Origin of the sequence: Saccharicrinis sp. GN24d3 (assembly GCF_052400645.1) — a bacterium.
GTDB lineage: Bacteria > Bacteroidota > Bacteroidia > Bacteroidales > Marinilabiliaceae > Saccharicrinis.
Window position 1 is genome coordinate 1 of the sequence record NZ_JBQTGI010000010.1, and the last position, 23,235, is coordinate 23,235.

Consider the following 23,235-nt stretch of genomic DNA (forward strand, 5'->3'; position numbering starts at 1 on the left):
ATCGTTGATTTAGCTTTTGTAATGAAAAAGATAAAAACAAATACAACGCTTTGGCTTTGTGAAATTTGGAAGTGAGTTGGGGTTAAATCTCACTTACGCTTCATAGCCTGAACGTTGTAGCGCATTATAAAATATTACACAGAAAAACATTACATGATTGACAAAATATTAAATTTTCAAAGAATTGAATACGAAAGTAAAATGTCTATTCATGACTTCAAATCAAGACTAAGCAGCATCTTTGACCAGAAAGGATTCAAATATAATTTGTCTGGAAAATTTACTACAGAACTCGACTTTAAAGCGACTGACAAATGGACAATTGGAATTTACATTCGCAGTTTTGAAAATGACCCAGCATATTTGAAAGGAAAAATTAAGGATTCAAAAGAAGGAATTATTGTTGACGTAACAGTAAGACCTAATTCCATATTCTCATTATTTGGATTGCTATTTCCTCTAGTTGGTTTGATTGCTTTGATTTCAACTGATTTTGGAAAAACAGATGAAGAGGCTTTGGGTGTAGGAATCGGGTTTATCGTTTTTGGACTAATTTGTTACCCAATTGGTAACTATTTGAGAAATAGGATAAGAAATAAGTTTGAGGAATATTTAGAACTTAAAAGACCCGTGTTAAACAGGGAGTAAACCCATTTAGAAGAAATAACCACGCTACAACAAAAGCTAATACGTAATGCGGAGGCAGTAATGTTTTGGGTATTTGTAAGGTGTCTGGGGGCGCCAAATTTTCGTCCCAAAAATTTATTAAGTTTAAGGTAAAATTTCAAAACGTAAATTTGGCTCTGTTGTGATTTGGGGCGTTAAATTGGTTTTTCCTCCCTTACGCTTCATCCAGTGACCGTTACCACCAATGCAAAGAAAGGCGTTACGTTCAGAATTATTCAACAATCATTTATAAACTTAAGCGCATATTTGAGTAACAAAAAAAGGAACAGATATTATAAACTCCATTCTTTATTCAAGCCTATGATAAAAGTCTATATTAGATTTACGCAATCTTTTTTCCTGCATTAGCTCCTGCACTTTGGTCATATACTTCCAATGGTTCAAATAACCACACACCTTTGCAAGGAAGCCCCATTTTTTCGAGTTCCTTTTTCATAGTTTCGAAGAGGTTTCCTTCAGTTTGGTGGTCTTTTACCTTTCCAATTACTTGATATGACTCCATATCTTTAACTACTAAAACTGCTACATTGGGATTGTTTTTAAAGTTTTCAGCAGTTGTGTGCATCATAATTTCAGCAGCACAAATCAAATCAGGTTGTGGCGCCATAGTACTTCCGATAACAACCGTATGTGGAATCCCTGTTGTAGAAACAGAAGTAAGAACCTTAGTTGCTTCTTGATTATTCAATAGTTTGATAACTTCTTCTGGTATTTTCATAATTATTAAGAGTTAAATTTCTAGATTAGAACGTAACAGTATATTCTATTTCAATTGATATTTTTCTTTCAATTTAGTTTTATCAACTTCACTTAAAGAATTAATATATCCTTTCCACCCTGGACACCAATTTATGTGCCATCTCCAAATTCTACCTCCAAATGATTTCGGATTTTTATCATACTTTGCCCTTCGCTTGCAGTTTTCACAATTATGCTCTTTCATAATAATCTATTTTAATACAACACAAAGTTAAATGCAAAAATGGCTACTTTTGCAAAAGTATTTAAAATGTAACTAGTAACCTATGTGTAACTTAATATGACTTGTACAAAATGCTCTGGAAAGGGAGATTGTGATTCTTTTTTTCTTCCTTTGAATGATTTACTTCGTGTGTTGAACGGAAAGTGGAAGATGCGACTCATTCTTTGTATTGCATCTGAAACCAAACGATTTAACGAAATAAAGAATTGTCATGAAATTTCTCCTCGGATTCTTTCAAAAGAGTTAAAGGAATTGGAAATGTATGGAATAATTAGTCGAACAGAGGTAAATGATAACTTAAGGTCAGTAAATTATGCATTAACCGATATAGGTACTGAACTTGTACCGATTATTATTCAGTTTCAAAAATGGGGAACTGACTATCGACAAAAAGTATTGGTAAAAATGCATTAGGATGGATTAATATATCCAAAGTATTCTTATGCTTGAAGAAAAAGAATTGATAGATATATGTTTAAAACATGGAGCTTTTAAAGCACACATGATTAGTGTTGACAACATATCATTTGATGAAAGGTTACGTGATTATTGTGAAGTAAACCAATGTGGCTACTATGGAAAAAACCATGCTTGTCCTCCACATGTTGGTGGGACTAAAGATGTAATCGAAGAGGCAAAAAGCTATAATAAGGCATTAGTTTATCAAACAATAGGCAACCTAACCGATTCTTTTGATTATGACGGAATGAAAAATTCAATTAAAAGACATAGTGAAGTTTCAGATAAGATAGACAAAAAAGTTACTTTATATTTTGAAAAGCATCTTGATTTAAGAGCTGGTCCTTGTAAAGTTTGTGAAGAATGTTCTGTTATTGATAATGACCCATGCAAATATCCTGATAAGAAAAGAGCTTCATTAGAAGCTTATTGTATTAACGTTTCTTCATTAGCTAAGGAATGTAATATGGATTACATTAACGGTAAAAATACTGTAACTTATTTTGGCGCATTTTTATTAAAATAAACTAATTGATTGTAAAGACTGAATATAGCCAGCGTACAATAAATAGGGATATCGGTCTGCAATGCCTGTCCCGAAAGTCGGGAACCCAGCGATTATTCCAGGTTGAACTACAACCCGGCTTTGATACCTGCCAGGTACTTTAATAGGTTTTTTGCGTTATTTTATAGCTTTTGAATACGCGACACTACGTTTGTTTTTACTTATACACCAGCTTTTAGCCGTTAGTTTTACTGATAATGTATGCTTTTGGTGCAAAATCCGGAGCAAAACGGACACCCGTTCTGTTTTAATGCGGACACTTTTCTCATCACATTTGCCATAAATTTTAAGCAAGCATTTATGGCAAACAAAAGGATTGATATGAGAAAAGTACGTGAACTATTACGATTACATTTCACGCAAGGACAAAGCGCCCGACAAGGGGCAAAAATTGTTGGCATAGGAAAAACCTCGGCCAGCGAATATATTTCAGGTTTTAAGAACAGCGGCCTTGATTACACGTGCGTAGAAAAACTGTCGGATACCGACCTGCTGCAAGCCATCAATGTGCAAAAAGAAACCGGGAACACCCGTTACAAAGCACTCTATGGGCAGTTTGTCTATTTTGAGAAAGAGCTGAATAGAACCGGGGTCACGCTACAGCTCCTGTGGCAAGAGTACAAAAACACTCATGCAGAAAGTTATGCCTATAGTCAGTTTTGCCACCACTTTTACAAGTGGCGCAACGATCAGAAGGTAAGTATGCCCATGGAGCATAAAGCCGGCGATGAGCTATTTGTCGATTATACGGGCAAGAAACTATCTTATACAGATGTAGAAACGTGAGAGCTGATCGAATGCGAAGTTTTCGTAGCCGTACTCGGGGCAAGCGGACAGTCGTATATCGAAGCAGTCCCGAGCCAAACGAAAGCGGACTGGATAACGGTCAATCAAAACGCCTTGCGATACTACGGTGGAGTTCGGCGGCCATTGTCCCCGACTGTTTAAAGTCCGCTGTTATTAAGGCCGATAAGTATGAGCCCAAGCTAAACGAGACCTATACCGACTTTGCCAACCACTACAATACCGTTATACTGCCGGCAAGGGCGCTACACCCGAAAGATTAAATCCTTGGCCGAAAACTTTGTGCGCAATGCTTACACGCATATTTATGCCCCATTGCGTAACGAGACCTTTTACTCATTGGAAGAGTTGAACGCCGCTTTAACAGAAAAACTCCACGCTTATAACAACAAGAATTTCCAAGGGAAAGACCATTCGCGCCAGAACCTGTTCGACCAGATTGAAAAGCAGCACTTAAAGCCACTTCCTGCCGAGCATTACGAACTCAGGCACTTTAATATGTTGAAGGTACATTACAACTACCACATCTACCTGGGCGACCACAAACACTATTACAGCGTGCCGTTCCGTTATGTGGGCAAGAGGGTAACGGTGGCCTATAACAACCGCACCGTAGAAGTGTTTTTCAACAATGTCCGCATCGCAAACCACAAAAAGGGGCGTTATGCCTATAGGCACACCACCGTGCCAGGGCATATGCCCCAGAACCACCGTTATGTATCGGAATGGTCTCCCGAACGCTTTATCAAGTGGGCCAATAATATCAGTACTGAAACCGGGGAGCTTATCACTAAAGTGCTGGATAGCAGGAAACATCCCGAGCAAGCTTATAAAAGCTGTATGGGCATCTTGCAACTGGAAAAGAAATACGGACGGGAAGATTTTATAAAAGCGTGTAAAAAGGCATTGGCCGTCAATTGCCTACAGTACAAGTTTGTTAAAAACACGCTTGTCAACAAAACGTTCAATCTGGATACAGAAGAGGAACTCATCAACCTTACCATCCCCTTTCATGATAACTTCAGGGGGAAAGAATATTACAATTAACTTTAAATCATATCACAATGAACATTAATGCAACTTTAGAAAAGTTAAGCACCTTGTGTTTACATGGCTTTAAGCGCGCTTACCGTAACATCGTGGACAACGCCCAACAGGAGCAATTTACAGCAGACGAACTGATAGCACATCTGGTAGATGCCGAGCATGATGATAAGTACAATAAGAAGCTCAGCCGGCTTATAAAGCAAGCCCGTTTCAAACAGCAGGCCAGCTTTGAACAATTAAACTTCCAACATCCAAGAGGTCTGGACAAAAACAATATACTCCGCCTGCAAAATTGCGACTGGCTGGCCAAATCAAGGGACATACTTATTTCCGGTCCAACTGGTGTAGGAAAATCGTTCCTGGCATGTGCGCTTGGGCATCAGGCTTGTATTAACGAACACCGCACCAGGTATTTTACGGCCAACAAATTATTCGATCAGTTAGTACTTGCCAAAGCTGATGGCAGCTACTTTAAGCTTATAGATACTATCGCCCGACAGAAGTTATTGATCATTGATGACTTTGGTTTGAAAAAACTGGATGCCAAAGTTTGCACGATGCTGCTTGATTGTACTATTTGGTAAAAGTCTTTATGATGATTTTACTAAATAATGATTAGAACTCTTTACAACATACGAACTTCTATATATTAGGCTTTTACCATGCTGAAAGTCCAATAATTTCACCGTTCGGACCTACAAAAAAAGTATATTTGTCGCGGACGTAATTTTCATTTTCCAACGTGTAACCTTCTTCTTTCAACTTATCTCCTATTGGTCCAATATCATTCACCTGAAGCATAAAGTGGTTATGGTTGGTATTTCCAACAGGGCCAATGGTATGTATATATTCTGGAGCTGTGAGTGATAATGTTATTGTAAGGTCATTTGCCTTTAGCTTCATTGCCAACATCCCCTCGATACCTTTGCCTTGAAATACTTCTGCATCGTCTAATTTAAAACCTAAAATCTCACGATAAAGTTTTAAAGTTTTTTCAAGTTCTAATACATGTACACAAATATTCTTTAATCCAATAACCCGTGCTTGTACTTTACTAGTATCGTTTGCAATAAGTTGCTCTGAATTCTGAGCAGAACTAAAAACTGTACTTGCTGTTACGAAAACTACAAGGCATAAAAACCTATATGAAAAATTAAATTTACAGGTATGCTCTTTTCTTTTCATTTCATTATTGCTTTTCATAGTTAACACAAAATAGTCTTTACAAAATAGAAATTGTAATGTACATAAACTTTAAATAATATTCTGGATTGTATCAAATATATGAAAAAGAGATTGTATTTTCGGTGGATTTCTATATCAATTGATACAGAATCTTTTTACAACAAAAACACAACTTGAATCAAGTTTAATTATATTCAAATGAAGATTATCTATTTTTCGATTATCATTACGCTCATATTAACATCGTGTACTCACGTTGTCAAGAAACATCCTTCTGATCCGAACAGCAAATACGAATGGGAAAACTTAGTTGATCAAAATCTTTCGGAATGGGATGTTTATTTAAGTTATAAAATTCAGCCTGGTTACAATGGGGCACAGCCTAGAGATGAGCAAGGAAACCTTATTGAGCCCATTGGATTAAACAATTCTTCCTATAATGTATTTTCTACGATTAAGGAAGGTGATAATTTAATAGTAAAAAATTCAGGTGAGTATTATGGATGTTTGGTAACAAAACAAGAGTATGAAAATTACCACTTCCAACTAAAATATAAATGGGGAAATAAAAAATGGGCTTATAGAGAGAATTTATTAAAAGACGCTGGTATTCTATACCATTCAATAGGGCCAATTGGTGTTGATTATTGGAGATCATGGATGCTATCACAAGAGTTTCAGATTATGGAAGGACATACTGGAGACTTTTGGAGCCAGTTAACATCGGCAATTGATATTAGGGCATATAAACCAGAAGGAAATTTAAATCCGATGGCTCACTCTTCTCAAGACTTCCTACCAATAGGTTTTCAAAGTCCTTATAAAAACTATTGTTTACGAAGTGGGAATTATGAAAAAGAACACGATGAATGGAATACGCTGGATTTATATTGTTTTGAAGATAAGAGTTTACATGTTGTGAATGGACATGTTGTTATGATTTTAAAAAACTCAAGATATACGGATGAGCAGGCCAACACAAAGCCTTTAACAAAAGGTAAAATTCAGTTACAAAGTGAAGCTGCAGAGATATTTTTTAAAGACATTAAAATTCGAGAAATTGATTCACTAAGCAGTTCCCAATTGGCACTTTTCTAAACTTTGTTCATTACTGCAACAAATTAGTGTAAAAATTGGTGAACGTGATCATGTTAACATGAAACCATTTGCAAAAACTACATAAATCTAATAGATTAAAATTTGATATAAAATTGCTTGATGAAAACAACAGTACACAACACGCGTTAAATCACATTGCGCGACAAGTAGTATATTTAAGCTTTAATACAATTAATAAACGGCGGTGGTAACCCGAGAGCGAAGAGCTATGAAATGCGCAACGATGTTTTACCGCAACCGATAGTGTGCCACGAAGCTGTGGTAATCCAGTAGGTGTAAATCCTACCTAAATAATTTTTCACAAGATCATTGCTCCGTTCGGCATAATTCAAGCAAGCTTGATTCTGCTCTCTCTTATCGCAATAATGTACTGTTCAGATATTGGGCTGCCGACAGTTAAGCCGGTATGCTCAAATGACCAAGCCATAATGCGCAAGTGTAAGCATATGAGGGAAAACTGCACAGCCTGTCCACGAACATCGGGATACGGTTTGATGCAGGGGGCGCTGATAGTTTACATTTAATTATTACTTTTAGTCACAGTAATTTAGTAGACTATCAGGCTCTACTCTACGCAACAAGTATAAAGGAACAGTCGAGTATATGAATACGATATTGCAAATTGAAAAATAAAAGAGTAAAGCTTTTTGACAGGACAGTGCAACTTTGATGGAAATTTATTTTGTTTTATTATACCTCTGCAAAAACGACCTAAATTTGCAAAAGAGCTATTTTTGCTGACGCTCGAAGACACTACAAACAACCTTCCTACAACAGAAACTTCTTCTTAACAAACTCATCAAATCCAGACTTATACTGTTTACTAATTGGAATCCGTTTATCACCAAATATAATTCGGTTTCGCTCAATAGTTTTGATTTTATTTAATGAAACAATAAAGGAACGGTGTACACGCATAAATCTATCTAACGGAAGTTTTTCTTCTAAGGATTTCATGGTTGAATAAAAAACGATTAATTTTGATGTCCCCTCAATATAAAGTTTTACATAATCCTTTAATCCTTCGAAATATAGAATATCACTAAATTCAATTCGATGTATCTGATATTCGGCTTTTACAAACAAGTAATCATCGCCTGTATTTATTGGTATTTCAGATTGTTTTGAATCTACTAAATCAAAATACTCTTTAGCATGTTTTACCGAAATGGCGAATACAGCGTAACTAAAGGGTTTTAATAAATAATCGAGTGCATGAAGCTGAAAGCCTTCCACGGCATATTTGTCGTAAGCTGTGGTAAATATTACCTTGCTGTTTTTGTCTAGTGTTCGGGCAAACTCAACGCCCGATAAGTCGGGCATATTAATGTCGAGGAAAATAAGCTGAACTGGGTTTTCTTGCAGAAACTCTGAAGCATCAATGGGATTATCAAATTCTGCAAGCAATTCGAGATAATGTATTTTCTTTATGTGAGAAACAACTATTCCCAATGCGATCGGTTCATCATCAATTGCTATGCAGGTAATTTTATTCATTTACTTAAGTTTAAAGGGCACGATTAATTGCACATGATATTCTTTATCCGTTTTACGAATATCAAAATTAAAGGTAGTACCATATATTAAGTCTAATCGCTTTTGTATATTGGTAATGCCAACACCTCCTTTATTGCCTTTTTGTTCATTGCTAGAAGGGATGCTATTCGTACATTCAAAAACGATTTTGCTATTATCTGCTTTTAGCTGAATAGATATAAATGAGTTTTCACGATAACTTATGCCATGTTTAAATGCATTTTCAATAAATGGAATAAACAATAACGGAGGAATTTGTCCTTCTGGAATTTTTGGCGATATGTCTATATTGAGTTTAACCTTGGAGCTTAAACGCTGTTGCATCAGCTCAATATATTTCAAAGTAAAATCGAATTCTTTATGCAATTCAATTGTGTCAATATTTGAATCGTAAATCAGGTAGCGCATCAAGCCTGAAAGTTTTTCTACCGCCTGTTGTGCTTTGTCGCTGTCAATAGCAATTAGCCCATAAATATTATTTAGTGCATTAAAAAAGAAATGAGGACTAATTTGATTCTTTAAGAATGCCAGTTCTGAATCAACACGCGCTTTTTCAATTTCTTTTTGTTTGGATTCGTTTTTTCGGAGATGTTGAATAATAGCCATCCCACTACTAAAACCCAAAACAATTAATAACAAAAAGAAATTATCTACAAGTTTAGGGTTTAGGCCAAAATTGTTACTACTCCTTGGTCGAATACTTTCTCTGGGGATATTATTGTCAGGAGGCAAGTTTTCTAATTGAAAAGCATGATAAATGTATTGTGAAGAGGCAAGCAATAAAACAATAAACAAGAATAAGATAACAAAGAAACAAAACTTCTTCTTTGAGAAAAAAAAGCGAGGAACAATAATCAAATAATTTACATAAAAAGCTACAATCATAAATGCCAATTGATAATAATAGCTATACATCCAATAGATAGCCCGATCATTATTCCTGTCAAAAACAAAAATTGGCAGAATTAGAAATAAAAGCAAGCCAATAAAATGCGGCGACCATTTTTCTATTTTATTTTTTAATAAATGCATAAACAAATTTATCGTTTTTATAGATCACATTCTGTGCTTGATGCGCAATTCTCTGATACAAGCAACTTATTATGAAATAAATCCCCAACAAGACTTATTTGTTGGGGATTTTATATGCCTTAATTATTTTTTTTGCTTTTCATCTGGTCGGGCTGGTGGCGGAGCAAGTTTTTTTATTTTTTCGTAATCAAAGCCTGCCCCAGTAATAGCATCTTCAACACCTTTCCCTCCAGGGATTTTTGCATCTCTGATTGCATCCATAATAGCTTTGGCATCGTCTGCTGACAGTAATTCACTATTATAAGCAGATAAAATTTTGTTAACCGTTTTTATTTGCTTGACTGTAAGCGTGTCTACTTGTTCTTGTGTTGGTTTTTTATCAGGTTGCTCCTGAGCCATTAATGAGATAAAACTCATTGATATAAAACCAATTAATGCAATAATTATAATTTGTTTTTTCATGTTTGTAAAAATTTAATATTAATAATAAAAATTGTTCATGTATTAATAGGATTTAAAGCTTATCGTTTAATCCCCAATTTTTATGCAGTTTATTAATATAATATCCTTTTTTTTCATTTGGATCTTATTTTTAGATAAATTCAGCGATGTATTCCTTATTTCGGAGCTTTAAAAAACAGCTTGACATTTTTAATGACCGGTTGCTTGTTTACAGGACTTGAATAGATGTAATAAGGGGCACTCTCAAATCCATCCAAATTGCGGAGTTCCATTAATTCCGATTTTTGTTCACTCGTAAGAGACTTATTTACTTTAGCAAATGCGATTGTGTAATTCCATGATAGTTCTCCATCAAGTTCTCCATAATGTTGCCCAAGTGCCAATAGCTTATTTTTATCAGGTTGTTGACCATTAAGTAGTTTACGAAGCTCTGTACTGAATTCCCTCCGCACATCAACCACCTCTTTTAGTATTTTTCGTTGATCATTCAGGATTTGAGTAATATATCCTCTCTGTGTTTCATTTAGTACATTATTTAAGAATTCTTCACCACTATCACCGGTAATTGAAGTGCTTATGTCATAATCGCGATGGTTCATAGCCGCAATATCCTTCATGTAAAAACCTCCAAAATAAGTCCCTTGTCTCTCGGGGCAGATGTAAGTATCAGCTTCCACTGAACCGGCATACCAACTGAAAAACTCACTGGCATAGGTCATATAAGCCACATTGTACAGTTTCGATTTTTTCATGTCAAGATGAGCCAGCTCTGTTTTGTCGGGCCAGGTGTTGAAATCGCCAAACTTCATTTTACCCAAATATTCTTTTTGCTCTTTTGTAAGTGAATTAGCCACTTCAGCTAAAACCTCTGCACGGCGCATACTAAGTTTTGCATCCAGTTCAAAAATATCACCCACATAATGCATTACCGTTTGCTTGTGCAGTCCATCACTACCTTTCGGAATATTTCCATCCAATTCCATGTGAAAACTTTTTATTAATGGTAGGCGCATTTCGGCTAGTGCTTCTAGTTGAGAAACTTGTTCTTCTGCAAGGTCACGGAACAGTTGTTTTTGTTTGTCGTTAAGAATAAATAATACATTACCAACAACCCTGTCAACAAACATTGGATTGTGCCCTTTTTCTGCTGCATCAATATCACGCATATACTGAAAGCCAAAATAGTCGCACGCTTTACCGGGAGGGAGAAATGTTGATGCTCCGAAATCTCCGGTTATAAAAGCTAAACCTGAAAATCCAATAGTTGTTAGTTGTGCCCTGTCGGAAATAGATTGTTCAATGGAATATTTCTTCTGATCGGGTTCTTGAAGCTTATCTTCCTGATTGTTTTTTCCCATATCTGGCGGTGGAGCTAAATCTCGTAGTTTATCAGGATTGAATCCTGCCTCGCGTATGGTTCCTTCCGCAGCTGGTCCGCCTCGCAAACCTGCTTCACGGAATGCCTCCTGTATTGCCTTGGCATCATTGGCCATTAATGTGGCGGCATTATAATGTGAAAGAATGGCTTTGACCTTCTCCTTTTGTGCTTCTGTAATTACCTCTGTCTTTTCTTCTCTACTTTCTTCAGAACCCTTTAAAGCTTGAGTTGCCTCCCCCGTTTTGCCTGTTTCATAAGTATATTTTAGCGTGCTTTTACCAAGTACTTTTCCTTCTATAGCTTTCAGTAAATCGGCACGATAAACTTTATCGTTGTTGAATTCCAGCATTTCTGCAAGGGCATAAATAGTTAGCTTATATTCCTTTACTCCAGGACCTTTTGACTTCATAGGGTCATATTTCGTTTGATCTTTATCGTTATATCCAACGATTCCAAACCCTTTCGCATTTTTTGGAATTCTTTTAATGTTAGCAGGGATATTGTAAACCACCCAATACGATTTTACTTCGGTTGAATCAGTTGGGTGTGGATGATGCCACAGGTTTATTGCAAAACACTTTGTACCTTTTGGTACGTTAGACCATTCCAAAGGCATAGACACGCCTTCTCCCTCACCTGTAAATTCAATGGATAATGAACCATCGGGCTTAACACCTGAACTGCTGATTGTAAATTTACTCTTTTGCTGTGCCGTTATTTGGAGACTTATAACGACAAAAAACACGAATAGAATACTTTTAGGAAACTTCATTTCTTTCAATTTTAATTAATATTGCAAATTAAAAGCAGCTACAACTGTATTACAATTTTATTAGACTAATGAGGTTGAAATTTAGAAATATAAATGAATTTCTTCGACGTTTGATTTTTATCAAAATGAAATACAACGGTCTACCGGAGTCATAGGGATGGCGTGGTCATAGATGGATTATTACGGAATACCGTAATAAACTAAAACGGCACGGGGCTGTGGGAGGTCTCTTGCTTTAAAGGTTGGCCATCTTAAACCCGGATTATGTATTGGAGGTTCGTCATGAGCATTGCAAGTACAATAAAACAAGGCATTACTGAAACGAGGCATAACTTGTCCCGAACATCGGGATACGGTTTGATGCAGGGGGCGCTGATAGTTTACATATAATTATTACTTTTAGGGGTATTAATTGGAGTAAGCTATCAGGCTCTACTCTACTGCAAAATTAGTAAAGACGCGAATTCTAACTTGATCGCGAAATAATCTGACAATAAAGTTTCCTTTAGTGAAACTATTCTTGTATCTTTGTAATCAAGATAATGAGAGTCCATCTAATAAAAAAACAATCGATTGAGGATTATGTCCAAAAGAATGCGAGAAGTAGGCCGTCTTTTGAGATATGGTTGTCGCTTTTAAAACGAGTTGATTGGAACGAACCAAACGAAATTGTATCGACTTTTAACAGTTGTGATATTTTGGGTAAAGGTTCAGACAGAGTAGTATTTAATATCGGAGGTAATAATTACAGGATAATTTGCAAATACCACTTTGGAAATATAAAAGTTCATTTGTTCGTAAAATGGATTGGAACACACGCTGAGTATGATAAGCTCTGCAAAGAAGGGCGACAGTATGATATTAATGCTTATTGATTGTATTAAAAATGACCAAAATGGAGACTTTAAAATATACGGTAATAAAAAACAAGGATCAATACGATAAGTATTGTGACGTTCTAGAAGAATTGATTGCTCAGGATGATATGGAAGTAATAGATGAAATAGATCTTCTTGCACTTCTGATTGAGAAATGGGATAATGAGCATAATACATTCAAAGATTCCGATCCCATCGCGATTTTGAAAGGTTTGATGGATGAACATAATCTAAAGGCTAAAGATTTAGTTGATATTTTGGGTTTGTCCAAAGGGACAATCTCAAAGATCTTAAATTATCACAAAGGACTTTCCAAAGATACGATTCGTAAACTTTCTGATTATTTTAAACTCTCGCAAGAGACGTTTAATCGCCCTTACAAACTGATTAATGAAGTAAACCGACACTTCAGGAATGCAAGTTTAATGAATACAAGAAAGAATATGATTGAGGCTCAGTAAAACAACTTTGCACAATAAATAGAGTATATGAGCGGTCTGAAAGACCCAGCGATTATTTCAGGTTGAACTACAACCCGGTTTAGATACCTGCCAGGTATTTTAATCGGGTTTTTGGCGTTTTTTATGTCTCGGGAATGCAGTGTGCCATGTTTGTTTTTACCTATAAACCAGTTAATTAAATTCAATAATGGAATAATACACAAATAATTATAAGGGAATAGTTACAATATGTTAAGAACATAGCCTATAGGAGCCTAAAAAGGCAAGGAATCAGCATCTTTGTTTGTTCTGTTTTGGAAAATTAGAATGAATTTGGTTAATTGGTACTTGTTTATTCAAAAGAGCCGTATGAGGGGACACCGGCATGTGCGATTCTGTGTAAGGCTGCGGGTGCCACCTTAGCCTGTCTTGAACGAACCGCGGTTGCTTCTCCGAACCAGGACCATGCTAAAATACAATCCCATGGACTATCAGAATACATCAAAAGAAGAACTAATACTAATGTAAGCTTCAAAATAAGTAGTATAAATTTTATAAATAAAATGAACAATCAGGATAAAAAAGTAAATATAGAAAGTCTCAGAAAAGCCTATGAAAGATTTGTTCCTTATAAAATGTATAGTTTGCTTGGTAAAAACAGCATTTCTGAATTGAAACTTGGAGACCAGACTGAAATTAAACTAACTATTCTATTTTCTGATATTAGGGATTTTACAAAGATCTCGGAATCATTAAAACCAAAAGAAAGTTTTGATTTTATTAATTCCTATTTAGAACAAATGGATCACGTTATTAGCCATCATAAGGGAGTAATTGATAAGTTTATTGGAGATAGCATAATGGCTTTATTTCCAACAAATGCTGATGACGCAGTGATTTGTTCCTTACTGATGCTTAATAAACTAGATCAAATCAATGCAATACGTAAGATTGAAAATCAATTACCTATAAAAATTGGCATCGGATTAAATACGGGTTTATGCATGCTGGGGATTATTGGCGGAATCAACAAGTTAGAAACTACAGTAATAAGTGATGCAGTTAACCTAACAGCTCGACTGGAGTCTCTTACTAAGAAATACGGGGTACAGCTTCTTATAAGCGAAAATACATATTTCAACCTAAAAGATGTTTCAAAGTATTCGATTCGGTTTATTGATAGGGTTGTTGTAAAAGGAAAGACCAAACCTCAATCTATCTATGAAATTTATGATAATGACGGGGAAGAAATTAAAAAATTGAAAGATCAAACAAAACCATTATTTGAAGAAGCTTTGGCATATTATCATTACAAAAAAATTAATAAAGCAACTGAATTATTAGAAAAATGTCTTGCACTAAATCCCAATGATAATCCTGCTAAGCTATATTTAGAAAGATGCCTTTTGTTTTCCAAAGAAGGATTTCACGACGGAGCAAAGGAGTTAAGTCAACAAATTGAATGGAACTATGAGTTTGATGTAGGAGATAACAAGATTGACTCACAGCATTTGGCGCTTTTTAATAACTCCGTAAAACTTTTAAATGCAATCAAATCAGGCGTTGGTAGTTCAGAAATAGATAATTTAATAGCATTTTTAGATAATTATGTAGTACATCATTTTGAGACTGAAGAAAAATATCTATTGGATAACAATTACCCATTCATTGATCATCAGAAGAGCCAACATTTAAATTTTATCAAGTCCTTTGAATTATTAAAGTCAGAAATCAAATCAAATATTAAAAGTAAAACTTTCATCATGTTTAGAATACAAACATTACTTATTGATTGGATTGTGAATCATACATTAAAGGAGGATAGACATTATGCCAAATATATAAAAGATAACCGTAATTAGGAAAATACAAGTTCTAATCGTAGTTGGCCGATAAGCTGATAGCCCACTGGTGCACCGCTCACTATTTATCATGATGCTTTGCTCGAGGCCAACCAACTTTAAGGTCTTGTACTGTTCGGTTCTTTGCATCATTTGGGGCAATGAGTTCGTTGTAGAGTGTATTAAACTTATCGTTATAGGATACGGGATACGCAATTATCATAAACTGAAGAATTAATCAGATAAATAGAAGAAGTAGGTAATTGTTTTTGGGTTATACTGGAAATAAAAAAGAATAAAATATTTAGTATAAAAGATCGTATAAATTTCACTGTTTCTGGCAAGAATGAGAAAGCAATCAACAGTTACAAGAAATTTTGTATGGAAATATTGTCCTGATGGCCTTATTTTTTGAAATTACCTCCTGTATTCGCATGGTTGTTGAAAGAACTTTAGTTCTTAGTAAGAAAGTTTAGAATAGATTCAAAAAAATGGGTATTACTGAGATTGTAACGAAAGGAAATATAGCACAATACTGAATATCCATCGCCGATTATCCCGAAAAACAACAATTTTTAATTGGGGTAGTTTTTCGAGAAAACTCTAAATTATAATAAAATAAAATATCTCGATCTATCGGGGACTGAAAACCAAGCAAAATAGTCCCCTCGTTCCTCAGTTCTTCAACAAGTTAATCCAACAACGCTAAACTCTCCAAGGCTACCTCGTCATCAGGGTTATATAACAAAACTTTGTTGTAAAGGACCCGAGCTTCTCTGAATTTCTTCAAATGGAAATTGGTATGGGCCAGCATAATTAGTGCATCGTAGCTAAACGGAAACAAATCCACCACTTTTGAAAAATACTTGCTGGCTTTTTCGTACTGCTTTTGATAGAAATAAACCGACCCCAGCTGGTAAAGGGCTTGTGTATTATTGGGTGCTATGGTAATGATTTCATCGTACAGCCTGATGACCTCTTGCAGGTTGCCCATGGCGTAAATGGGGTAAATAAGGCCGAATTTGGCTTCAATAGCAAAAGGCTTTAACTCTACCGCTTTTTGATAATGGGTCTTCGATTCATTTTGGTTACCAGCATTGTAATATAACCACCCTAAACGCAAGTTACATTCGTACGAATCTGAAACATAAACAGCTTCAAGGGCATCTATGGCATCCTGCCATTTTTCAAAAGCCTCTTTTTCGTAACTGGTTTTAAATGCCTGACGCATTGTTTCGTAGTTGCCATTCTGACCATAGCTTACACTTAATGTAAAAGCGAATAACACGCTTAATGCTAGTTTTTTTAGAGTTTCCATATTAATCCTCCTGAAAAAGTTATTCTGTTATAATTGACGGAACCGGACTTTGTTAAAGGTAAATCACTCGGTACAAATTTTGAAACCCCGGTATTTACATTCGCTCCGGCAATAAACGATAGATTTGAGTTATTAAGCAAGAATATATGGGTTAGGCCAAAGGTGTTTTTTGTTCCTTCCAGGCTATTGTGTAATGCGCCTATACTAAAGTCGTAAAAATTAATGACTTCAGGAAATAAAGCCGATGCTTCCGCCCACCAGTTTTTTGTTATTTTAAAGCCTAAAATGTGCTTATGGTTAAAGGAAATTTCGTGAATGCTACCATACTTTTGTTGGTGCCAGTACGCATCCAACGAATAATATAAGTTTAAGTTTGATTGAGGGAACCACGTTAAATGACCTCCAATCTGAGTGGTTTTAATGGAATTAAGTTCAGCACTAAACAGTGATGTGCCTAGTTTAAACTTTGATAAATTCTGGTCAAACCTAAAGCTGTATAAGGTTGATTCGAGGCTATTATCATCGGTTTCCAAATTCGGTAACTTTACATTAACAAAGTTTATGCCGGGAGTAAAGGAACCCCCATCCCAGGGTGTTACCTGTAATTTGATTCCATAGTTCCATTGTTTTACTAACCTGTCGGTATTTGTTTCTTCCTCACCTTCCCAAATTAAATATCTAAAATCGCTTTTGTACAAGTATTCCAATCCATGGTGTACGATTATACTTTTACCCAATCTGTGCGAAACAAAAGTATTTATATCATGAAAATAGTTGGTGGCAATTTGAACCCCATCATTGTCCAGGTTGTTATCGCTTACTATTTCATCCTCTATAGAACTTTCGTTGGTTGAGCTGTACGAGTAAACTATTCCGGCCGCATAAATGGCATTATTGTATCTTTTAGCCATATCCGGTAGCAATTTCTCATCTATGTGGGCCGAAAACTTTAAGGCATCGTTCTTTCTTCCCGAATATTCGTAGCAAAGCATAAGGAAATATTGTGCATTAGCATCTCTACTGTTAAAACCCAAAGCCTTCTGATAGTGGGGAATGGCATTTCTATATTTACCCACTTTAAAGTAGGCATAGGCCATGCGCATTCTCAGATAGAAGTAATCGATATCTGAATCAATAGCTTGTTGGCCTTCTTGAATTAAATTATGCCAATCTCCGTTCAAATAAAGCGCATAGGTGGTGCTGTCCACTTGTGCATAAGTTTTGGTTTGTGCGATGCTTTGTGCGGACGACATCCATAAAACAAAAGTCAGAGTAATTATCTGTTTACATAAAAGGTATTTCTGTAGTTTATTTGATTTCATAGTATAAAAAATAAGCAGAACCTTGATAATGAATACAATATTCAATACCGTAACGTTACGGGTGGGGTTATCATCAAATTATCTGCCCCCTGCCTGCCCGCCGGCAAGCGGTTCTGTCAGTCACGGATAAGCGGCCAAGCTGACTTCGTTATTCAAGATTCTTTTAAGTGAGATATGTTTGTTTGTTTTTTTAATATTAAAACTTTCTAATCCATGTTGGTTTATTTGTATAATATACTGGTTATCATTTATTTTTTTACCGATAAAAGTATTCATGGTTGTCGACTGTAACTCAATTCTGGAAGGTGAAAAAACATCGTCCACACTTATATAATTCAGGCTGAACCTGGATTTGGCCAGACGTATAAATGGACTGATAAAATCGAGGAACCACAGATATTTTTTAGGAAAATATTGATGTAAAGGAATATCATCATTTACCTGATGATGGGTATAGAAACTCTTTTGTATTTTAAATGCACCCAAATAAAAATGATGCAACAGCGATTCTTTTTTCCCGTCGAAATGGGTAAAGTAGAACAGGTTGTCGGTAGATACAAAATAAGCTTTTGATTTGCTTAACGTACATTCCAGGTAAGTCTCATTTGCAGGTGTTAACTTTACGTTCCAAACCAGCTCTAAAACCTTGTTTCCTTCAACGTTGAACTTTATCTGTTGTCCGGGCACGAAATGAAAAGCCTGCTTTATTAACTCGTTGGTTTCTATGTTGGAGATTAGTTCTCCTTGTTTGGGCACCGTGTAATTGTTGAATGAGATGGAGCCATTATTATAAATTAAGAAATTGCTGATAGGATGATCGAGTGTTTCTGAACCAATATAAGGAAACGGTTGAAGCTGAAAATGAATATGAGGGTATGGCGAACGGCCCGAATTACCACATTTTCCGATAACCTGGCCAAAACCCACAGAATCTCCCTTTTTTACGGTAATACTATCTTTTTTCAGGTGGCTTACCTTGGAGTAAACGGAATCGTTGTGTTTAATAACAACGGTGTTTCCCCAATTGTGTTCCAGGTTAACTTCACCAACCACATTGTCATCTATATAATCCACCACTTCCTCTACCACACCTTTGTCGCATGCAATCACCGGTTTATTGTAACAATAGTAGTCTTCCAGGAAATCACCGTCATTCTTAAACTGTTTATCTTCATTATCCGTAATCACAAAATCCCAGGCATGCCTGTACTTTTTTTGGTGTGTGTATTCTCCATCATGCCCTTGAGACACTTTCCATGTGCCCATAAATGGTAATTTTACAGGAGTATAGTTTAAAAATTGATAACGTTGTTGATTGTTGACGTAGGTGTAGAGGTTTGCTTCCGGCGAATTATACTGATAATACACCTCGGCCAGCTTTGAAGAGTAGCTCATCCTGTACTTAAGTACATATAAAAACATCAACACCATAACGTTAAAGGGTAACGAATAAATGGGCAGGTTAAAAACCAGGAGTACAGAACTTAGGCTGATGGAAAGAATAGCTACCAAAGGTACCAGAATACCAACGCTCACATAAGAACGCGGAGAAGGTATCAGAAAAAAACCTCCGATGGCAATGGCCGTTAAAATATAATTAAAACCGATATAGCTGTATTCGATGAGAGTGATATCGGCATTTATGCTCCGATAAAATGAGTAAGCGATAAAAAATCCAATTAACGACAACGAAAATGCGATACGACTAAACAATAACAGGCCGATGGATAAAATTAAACCAGCCAAAACATTGTATTGAAACAATATGGCACTCAACGAAATAAAATAGACCTTTAAAAAGGGCGGGATTTCCGCGGCGTTAAAATACTCGTAAACTTTAACCAGCGAATGTCCTCCAATTACATACAGCTCGTTCATGGTATAGATGCCCCTTTCGCTTATGCCTAAGGCATCAAAATGTTTGGTGGCAATGGTAAAAATCCAAATGCCCAACAAAAAAGGTATACTTAAGTACGGAATATTATATTTACCGATAATGCCCTGCATACTTACCGAAATAAATAAAGTTAGAATTGCGGCCATTACCACTATAAATATTAAATACCAGCTAAAGCTATAATAAATACCTAGCCCAAGGCCCACCAGCAATCCATTAAAACCGTATAACCCTTTGGCAATGTTGTTTTTATCCAGATTCAACAAAAATCCGCCAACAGAAGTAACCATGACGGCCAATAATCCGGTTAATCCGGTATAAAAATCGATAAACGTAACCAGCATAATCAACACGGCAAAGGGCTTGTAGGTAGAAAAGAATATTTGAGAATAGCTGTTTAGCAGACTATCCGCAAATAAACTGGCGTTATCGGACTTTAATAATGTATGGATATTTTTGTACATCGTTTAAATAAGTTTCTGCTGGGCCCAAAGGCAATCGTCATTTACACTCAGTAAGGAGGAAGTACCTTACAACAAGTGAAGTGAGCGTCTTTAGTTCAACTTATAAGTTTATATCTTTCAAATGTTCTGGGATATGGTCCAAGGCGTTCATGGTATCATGATTCTCATTTTCGCGTACCACATGGGTTTTACCATTGGTATCAATCATTATAATCTTGGGTCGATAGGTAATAAACTGCATCCATTGGGTCATATTATAAGCGCCAATTCTACTGATAACCACTTGGTCTCCTTTTTCCACCACCGGAAACTTAATGGCTTCCCTAATCACATCGATATTCATACATAATGGGCCGTAAATAATGGTATCCTCGGTATTTGGGGTTGTTAACTGCGCAGGTGCTATTTGATGTTCGTACCAGAAGGAGGTAAACAACAAGTTAACACCTATGTCAATGATCAAAGAACGTCGTCCATCAGGTAGCCTTTTGTTAGCCAGGGCAGTACCAATCAAAAATCCGGCATCGTCGATGAGCGCGCGACCCGTTTCCAGTATCAGCATAGGCATATGATTGTACTGAATATCGGAATGTTGCAGAGCATTTGTAATGGCCTCGGCATATTCGTCAAAGGTGGGACAAGTATCGCTGCCTGGCAGGTAGGCTCCTTTCAATGTGTTTTTGGAAGCGAAACCACCTCCTAAATCGATATATTTGATATGATGATGGTATTTGTGATGGATACGGACGGCCAGTTGTGCAAGCTTGGTTGTAGCTATGGCATAAGCATTGGTATCCATAATGTATGTTCCTATGTGCGTATGAAGGCCCATAAGTTCAAATCCATCATCCACCATTATTTTGTTTAAAATGGCCCAAGCTTCCCCATTTTCCAGGTTAAATCCAAAACGCACCCATTTAGGGTGTATTCCCGTATCCATATTTACACGAATTGCCACCTTGGCTTTTTTTCCTGTTTCTTTTGTGATGGACTGAATATCGTAAAACTCATCCTGATGGTCGAGGTGAATCAGGGACTCGTTATTGATAGCAATAGTTAAATCTTCCCTGCTTTTGTCCGGTCCATTAAAAATAATTTTGTTGCCAGGTACGCCGTTGGCAATTGCCTTTTGGTATTCAAACCCGCTGACAACCTCTCCCCAGGAGCCTTCCTGATGGTAGATATTACAAACGGCGTTTACATAGTTGGTTTTATACGACCAGGCAAACTGTACCTTTGGATACCTGATTTTAAAAGCATTGACCGCTTTCTGATAGGTCTCCCGAATCGTTTTTTCCGAAAGCACAAAAAGAGGAGAACCATATTGTTCAACCAATTCTTTTACAGGAATTCCATTGATGGTGGATACGGGTTGAATGTTTGAACCCAGTCCAAACTTATCCGGTACACCTGCACTTATTTTATTGATGATCGGTTTTTCGTACGCTAGTTTTTCCATGATTTTTAATTTAACAATCGGTATTCGGTCCCGCAGAAATTAATGGTAAAGGATACGGGATTTTACTTGTTTGAATAATCGTTAGCAAGACTGCCAACTGATGCCCCGCAAAATTAAATAACTTAAGGATACGGGATGTCGCTTCGCTCCAACAGATGACTGATCAAAGATTCCCCTGCATTGATATTTTTTCGAAGTCGGCCAAATTACCAATTAAATCATATGAATATCGGATAAACATTTTTCCCACATCATATGCTGTCATTGGTTTAACATCTTTTCCCATAGCCAATAAGGTCAACGCTTCTGGTATATTTTGTCCGGCACCCACCGACAGATATACCCAGGCCGGCATTCTGGGATTAATTTCGATCAGGAAATATTCGTTGTTTTCCGTTCGTATCATTTCCAGTTCCATACCGCCTTTCCATTTGCTCTCTTTAATCAAACGCCTGGTTATTTCCATTAAATCGGGATCGTCGAGGGTCACGCCGCTCCATGCCTTTCCTTTATCGGTGATATACTGTTTGCGCATGGGTACAGCGGCAACGGTATTGCCTTCACCATCACCCAATGCTACTACGTTAACTTCGGTTCCCTTAACAAACTGTTGTATAATGATGGGCAGTCCCCATTTGGCGCTAATCTTATTAAATGCTGTCATCACCTGCTCCGAATTTTGGGCGACATAGGCATCGTAAAATTTTCCTTTTACCAAAACAGGATAGGAGAATTCATCTTCAATATGGTCAACATCATTGAACGAAGTGACGGAAATGCTTTTGGGAACTTGAATGCTATATTTTTCACCATATGAAAGCAAATTACCTTTATTTCTTTCTTCAAGTTGTTTGAACGAAGGCAAATAGGTTGTTATATGGTGTTCCTTTAAAAGTTTCTCGGCCTTGATAAAAGTGTGCAGTTCTGCGTCCAGGTTTGGTATAATTAGGTCAATAGGGTCTTGTTCATGAATTTGAATGATCCGATCCATATATGTCTCTACACCAATTGAAGGGTAGGGTATCATATATGTTTTATCAACCATATTCCTCATGTAAATGCCGGGCTCCAAATTTTCGTAGGATAATCCGATGATACGGGCTTCGATCAATTCCGAATCCCTGATCCCCCTGATAACCGGAATCCCGGGTCCCGGGTTGTCCGTATTGTTCAAACCGGTAACCGCTATCGTAATCTTTAGTTTATCGCTCATGGCTATTCGATTTCGGCAAGGTTAAACAATCGAAGCATCTGTACAAAATCGTCTAGATGTCGATCCAGAATATTTTCGGATACTTCATATTTGGTCATCATATACTCCTTAATTTCAGGATCGTTCTTGCCCAAATTAATTAATTGGAGTATCTCTCTTCCGGTAGGATTCAGCGAAAATGATTCCCCTGTCTTTGCATCAAACACGAAGCCGGATTCGCTAATGGATATGTTACTTCTTATTTTCATGGGGTATGATTATATGGTGGATTTTTAATGCCTATATCAAAAGTAATTTAAGTATTAATATTACCCAAAAGCATTCAACAAACCCGCAGATTTCATCAACGAATCGAGCATATAATAAACCGGAAAG

At 36.5% G+C, this 23,235-nt stretch carries 24 protein-coding genes; 11 read left to right on the plus strand and 13 right to left on the minus strand.

Going from position 1 to position 23,235, the window contains the following annotated elements:
- The first annotated feature begins 153 nt into the window (after nucleotides 1-153).
- Nucleotides 154-648 carry a hypothetical protein gene (locus ACT29I_RS12820; protein ID WP_430937214.1) on the plus strand — a complete coding sequence of 165 codons (495 nt, stop codon included), beginning with the start codon at nucleotides 154-156 and terminating at the stop codon, nucleotides 646-648.
- A gap of 361 nt (nucleotides 649-1,009) precedes the next feature.
- Here the strand turns inward: ACT29I_RS12820 and ACT29I_RS12825 are convergent, their stop codons facing one another.
- Complete coding sequence (locus tag ACT29I_RS12825; RefSeq protein WP_430937216.1) at nucleotides 1,010-1,405, minus strand: pyridoxamine 5'-phosphate oxidase family protein; 396 nt, start codon at nucleotides 1,403-1,405, stop codon at nucleotides 1,010-1,012.
- A gap of 45 nt (nucleotides 1,406-1,450) precedes the next feature.
- Nucleotides 1,451-1,630: a hypothetical protein gene (locus ACT29I_RS12830; protein ID WP_430937218.1), complete on the minus strand. Its 180-nt coding sequence runs from the start codon at nucleotides 1,628-1,630 to the stop codon at nucleotides 1,451-1,453.
- A gap of 96 nt (nucleotides 1,631-1,726) precedes the next feature.
- Here ACT29I_RS12830 and ACT29I_RS12835 point away from each other — a divergent pair, with 96 nt between their 5' ends.
- From ACT29I_RS12835 to ACT29I_RS12860, 6 genes are all read left to right on the plus strand, one after another.
- Nucleotides 1,727-2,083 carry a winged helix-turn-helix transcriptional regulator gene (locus tag ACT29I_RS12835; protein WP_430937220.1) on the plus strand — a complete coding sequence of 119 codons (357 nt, stop codon included), beginning with the start codon at nucleotides 1,727-1,729 and terminating at the stop codon, nucleotides 2,081-2,083.
- A gap of 28 nt (nucleotides 2,084-2,111) precedes the next feature.
- Entirely contained in the window at nucleotides 2,112-2,654 is a 543-nt protein-coding gene (locus tag ACT29I_RS12840; RefSeq protein WP_444793616.1) for a DUF2284 domain-containing protein, read from the plus strand.
- A gap of 360 nt (nucleotides 2,655-3,014) precedes the next feature.
- Complete coding sequence (locus ACT29I_RS12845; protein ID WP_430937224.1) at nucleotides 3,015-3,479, plus strand: hypothetical protein; 465 nt, start codon at nucleotides 3,015-3,017, stop codon at nucleotides 3,477-3,479.
- 11 nt (nucleotides 3,480-3,490) lie between these two features.
- Complete coding sequence (locus tag ACT29I_RS12850; protein WP_430937226.1) at nucleotides 3,491-3,760, plus strand: hypothetical protein; 270 nt, start codon at nucleotides 3,491-3,493, stop codon at nucleotides 3,758-3,760.
- Between the two features lie 4 nt (nucleotides 3,761-3,764).
- Entirely contained in the window at nucleotides 3,765-4,544 is a 780-nt protein-coding gene (locus ACT29I_RS12855; protein ID WP_444793617.1) for a Mu transposase domain-containing protein, read from the plus strand.
- 17 nt (nucleotides 4,545-4,561) lie between these two features.
- Nucleotides 4,562-5,128 (plus strand): ATP-binding protein, encoded by a 567-nt coding sequence (locus tag ACT29I_RS12860; RefSeq protein ID WP_444793618.1) that lies wholly within the window; start codon nucleotides 4,562-4,564, stop codon nucleotides 5,126-5,128.
- Between the two features lie 73 nt (nucleotides 5,129-5,201).
- Here the strand turns inward: ACT29I_RS12860 and ACT29I_RS12865 are convergent, their stop codons facing one another.
- Complete coding sequence (locus ACT29I_RS12865; RefSeq protein ID WP_444793619.1) at nucleotides 5,202-5,729, minus strand: VOC family protein; 528 nt, start codon at nucleotides 5,727-5,729, stop codon at nucleotides 5,202-5,204.
- 198 nt (nucleotides 5,730-5,927) lie between these two features.
- On the opposite strand from ACT29I_RS12865, the gene ACT29I_RS12870 reads away from it, so the two are divergent.
- Nucleotides 5,928-6,827 carry a 3-keto-disaccharide hydrolase gene (locus tag ACT29I_RS12870; RefSeq protein WP_444793620.1) on the plus strand — a complete coding sequence of 300 codons (900 nt, stop codon included), beginning with the start codon at nucleotides 5,928-5,930 and terminating at the stop codon, nucleotides 6,825-6,827.
- A 789-nt stretch (nucleotides 6,828-7,616) separates the two neighbouring features.
- Here ACT29I_RS12870 and ACT29I_RS12875 read toward each other — a convergent pair.
- The 4 genes from ACT29I_RS12875 to ACT29I_RS12890 form a co-directional block, all read right to left on the minus strand.
- A complete protein-coding gene (locus ACT29I_RS12875; RefSeq protein WP_444793621.1) occupies nucleotides 7,617-8,345 on the minus strand; it encodes a LytR/AlgR family response regulator transcription factor in 729 nt (242 codons plus the stop codon).
- Nucleotides 8,346-9,269: a sensor histidine kinase gene (locus ACT29I_RS12880; RefSeq protein ID WP_430936725.1), complete on the minus strand. Its 924-nt coding sequence runs from the start codon at nucleotides 9,267-9,269 to the stop codon at nucleotides 8,346-8,348.
- A 270-nt stretch (nucleotides 9,270-9,539) separates the two neighbouring features.
- Nucleotides 9,540-9,878 (minus strand): hypothetical protein, encoded by a 339-nt coding sequence (locus ACT29I_RS12885; RefSeq protein WP_444793622.1) that lies wholly within the window; start codon nucleotides 9,876-9,878, stop codon nucleotides 9,540-9,542.
- A gap of 155 nt (nucleotides 9,879-10,033) precedes the next feature.
- Nucleotides 10,034-12,028: a hypothetical protein gene (locus tag ACT29I_RS12890; RefSeq protein WP_430936729.1), complete on the minus strand. Its 1,995-nt coding sequence runs from the start codon at nucleotides 12,026-12,028 to the stop codon at nucleotides 10,034-10,036.
- Between the two features lie 542 nt (nucleotides 12,029-12,570).
- Between ACT29I_RS12890 and ACT29I_RS12895 the strand changes: the two genes are divergently transcribed.
- The 3 genes from ACT29I_RS12895 to ACT29I_RS12905 all read left to right on the plus strand — a co-directional run bounded on the left by ACT29I_RS12895 (nucleotide 12,571) and on the right by ACT29I_RS12905 (nucleotide 15,208).
- The gene (locus ACT29I_RS12895; RefSeq protein WP_430936731.1) at nucleotides 12,571-12,903 is read left to right on the plus strand and encodes a type II toxin-antitoxin system HigB family toxin; all 333 of its coding nucleotides are present in this window, start codon (nucleotides 12,571-12,573) and stop codon (nucleotides 12,901-12,903) included.
- A 20-nt stretch (nucleotides 12,904-12,923) separates the two neighbouring features.
- Complete coding sequence (locus ACT29I_RS12900; RefSeq protein WP_430936733.1) at nucleotides 12,924-13,367, plus strand: helix-turn-helix domain-containing protein; 444 nt, start codon at nucleotides 12,924-12,926, stop codon at nucleotides 13,365-13,367.
- Nucleotides 13,368-13,909: 542 nt separating this feature from the next.
- Nucleotides 13,910-15,208 (plus strand): bacteriohemerythrin, encoded by a 1,299-nt coding sequence (locus ACT29I_RS12905; protein ID WP_444793623.1) that lies wholly within the window; start codon nucleotides 13,910-13,912, stop codon nucleotides 15,206-15,208.
- A 670-nt stretch (nucleotides 15,209-15,878) separates the two neighbouring features.
- Here ACT29I_RS12905 and ACT29I_RS12910 read toward each other — a convergent pair.
- The 6 genes from ACT29I_RS12910 to ACT29I_RS12935 form a co-directional block, all read right to left on the minus strand.
- Nucleotides 15,879-16,505 carry a tetratricopeptide repeat protein gene (locus ACT29I_RS12910; protein WP_444793624.1) on the minus strand — a complete coding sequence of 209 codons (627 nt, stop codon included), beginning with the start codon at nucleotides 16,503-16,505 and terminating at the stop codon, nucleotides 15,879-15,881.
- Complete coding sequence (locus ACT29I_RS12915) at nucleotides 16,493-17,827, minus strand: tetratricopeptide repeat protein (RefSeq protein ID WP_444793625.1); 1,335 nt, start codon at nucleotides 17,825-17,827, stop codon at nucleotides 16,493-16,495. Before ACT29I_RS12915 ends, ACT29I_RS12910 begins: the two co-directional genes overlap by 13 nt.
- 120 nt (nucleotides 17,828-17,947) lie before the next feature.
- On the minus strand, nucleotides 17,948-20,188 hold the full coding sequence (locus tag ACT29I_RS12920) for an urea transporter (RefSeq protein WP_444793626.1): 2,241 nt from the start codon (nucleotides 20,186-20,188) through the stop codon (nucleotides 17,948-17,950).
- A gap of 100 nt (nucleotides 20,189-20,288) precedes the next feature.
- Nucleotides 20,289-21,647, minus strand: a complete 1,359-nt coding sequence (locus tag ACT29I_RS12925) for a hypothetical protein (RefSeq protein ID WP_430936743.1) — start codon at nucleotides 21,645-21,647, stop codon at nucleotides 20,289-20,291.
- A 163-nt stretch (nucleotides 21,648-21,810) separates the two neighbouring features.
- Complete coding sequence (locus ACT29I_RS12930; RefSeq protein WP_444793627.1) at nucleotides 21,811-22,860, minus strand: ATP-grasp domain-containing protein; 1,050 nt, start codon at nucleotides 22,858-22,860, stop codon at nucleotides 21,811-21,813.
- 2 nt (nucleotides 22,861-22,862) lie between these two features.
- A complete protein-coding gene (locus ACT29I_RS12935; RefSeq protein WP_430936747.1) occupies nucleotides 22,863-23,108 on the minus strand; it encodes a PqqD family protein in 246 nt (81 codons plus the stop codon).
- Between the last annotated feature and the right edge of the window lie 127 nt (nucleotides 23,109-23,235).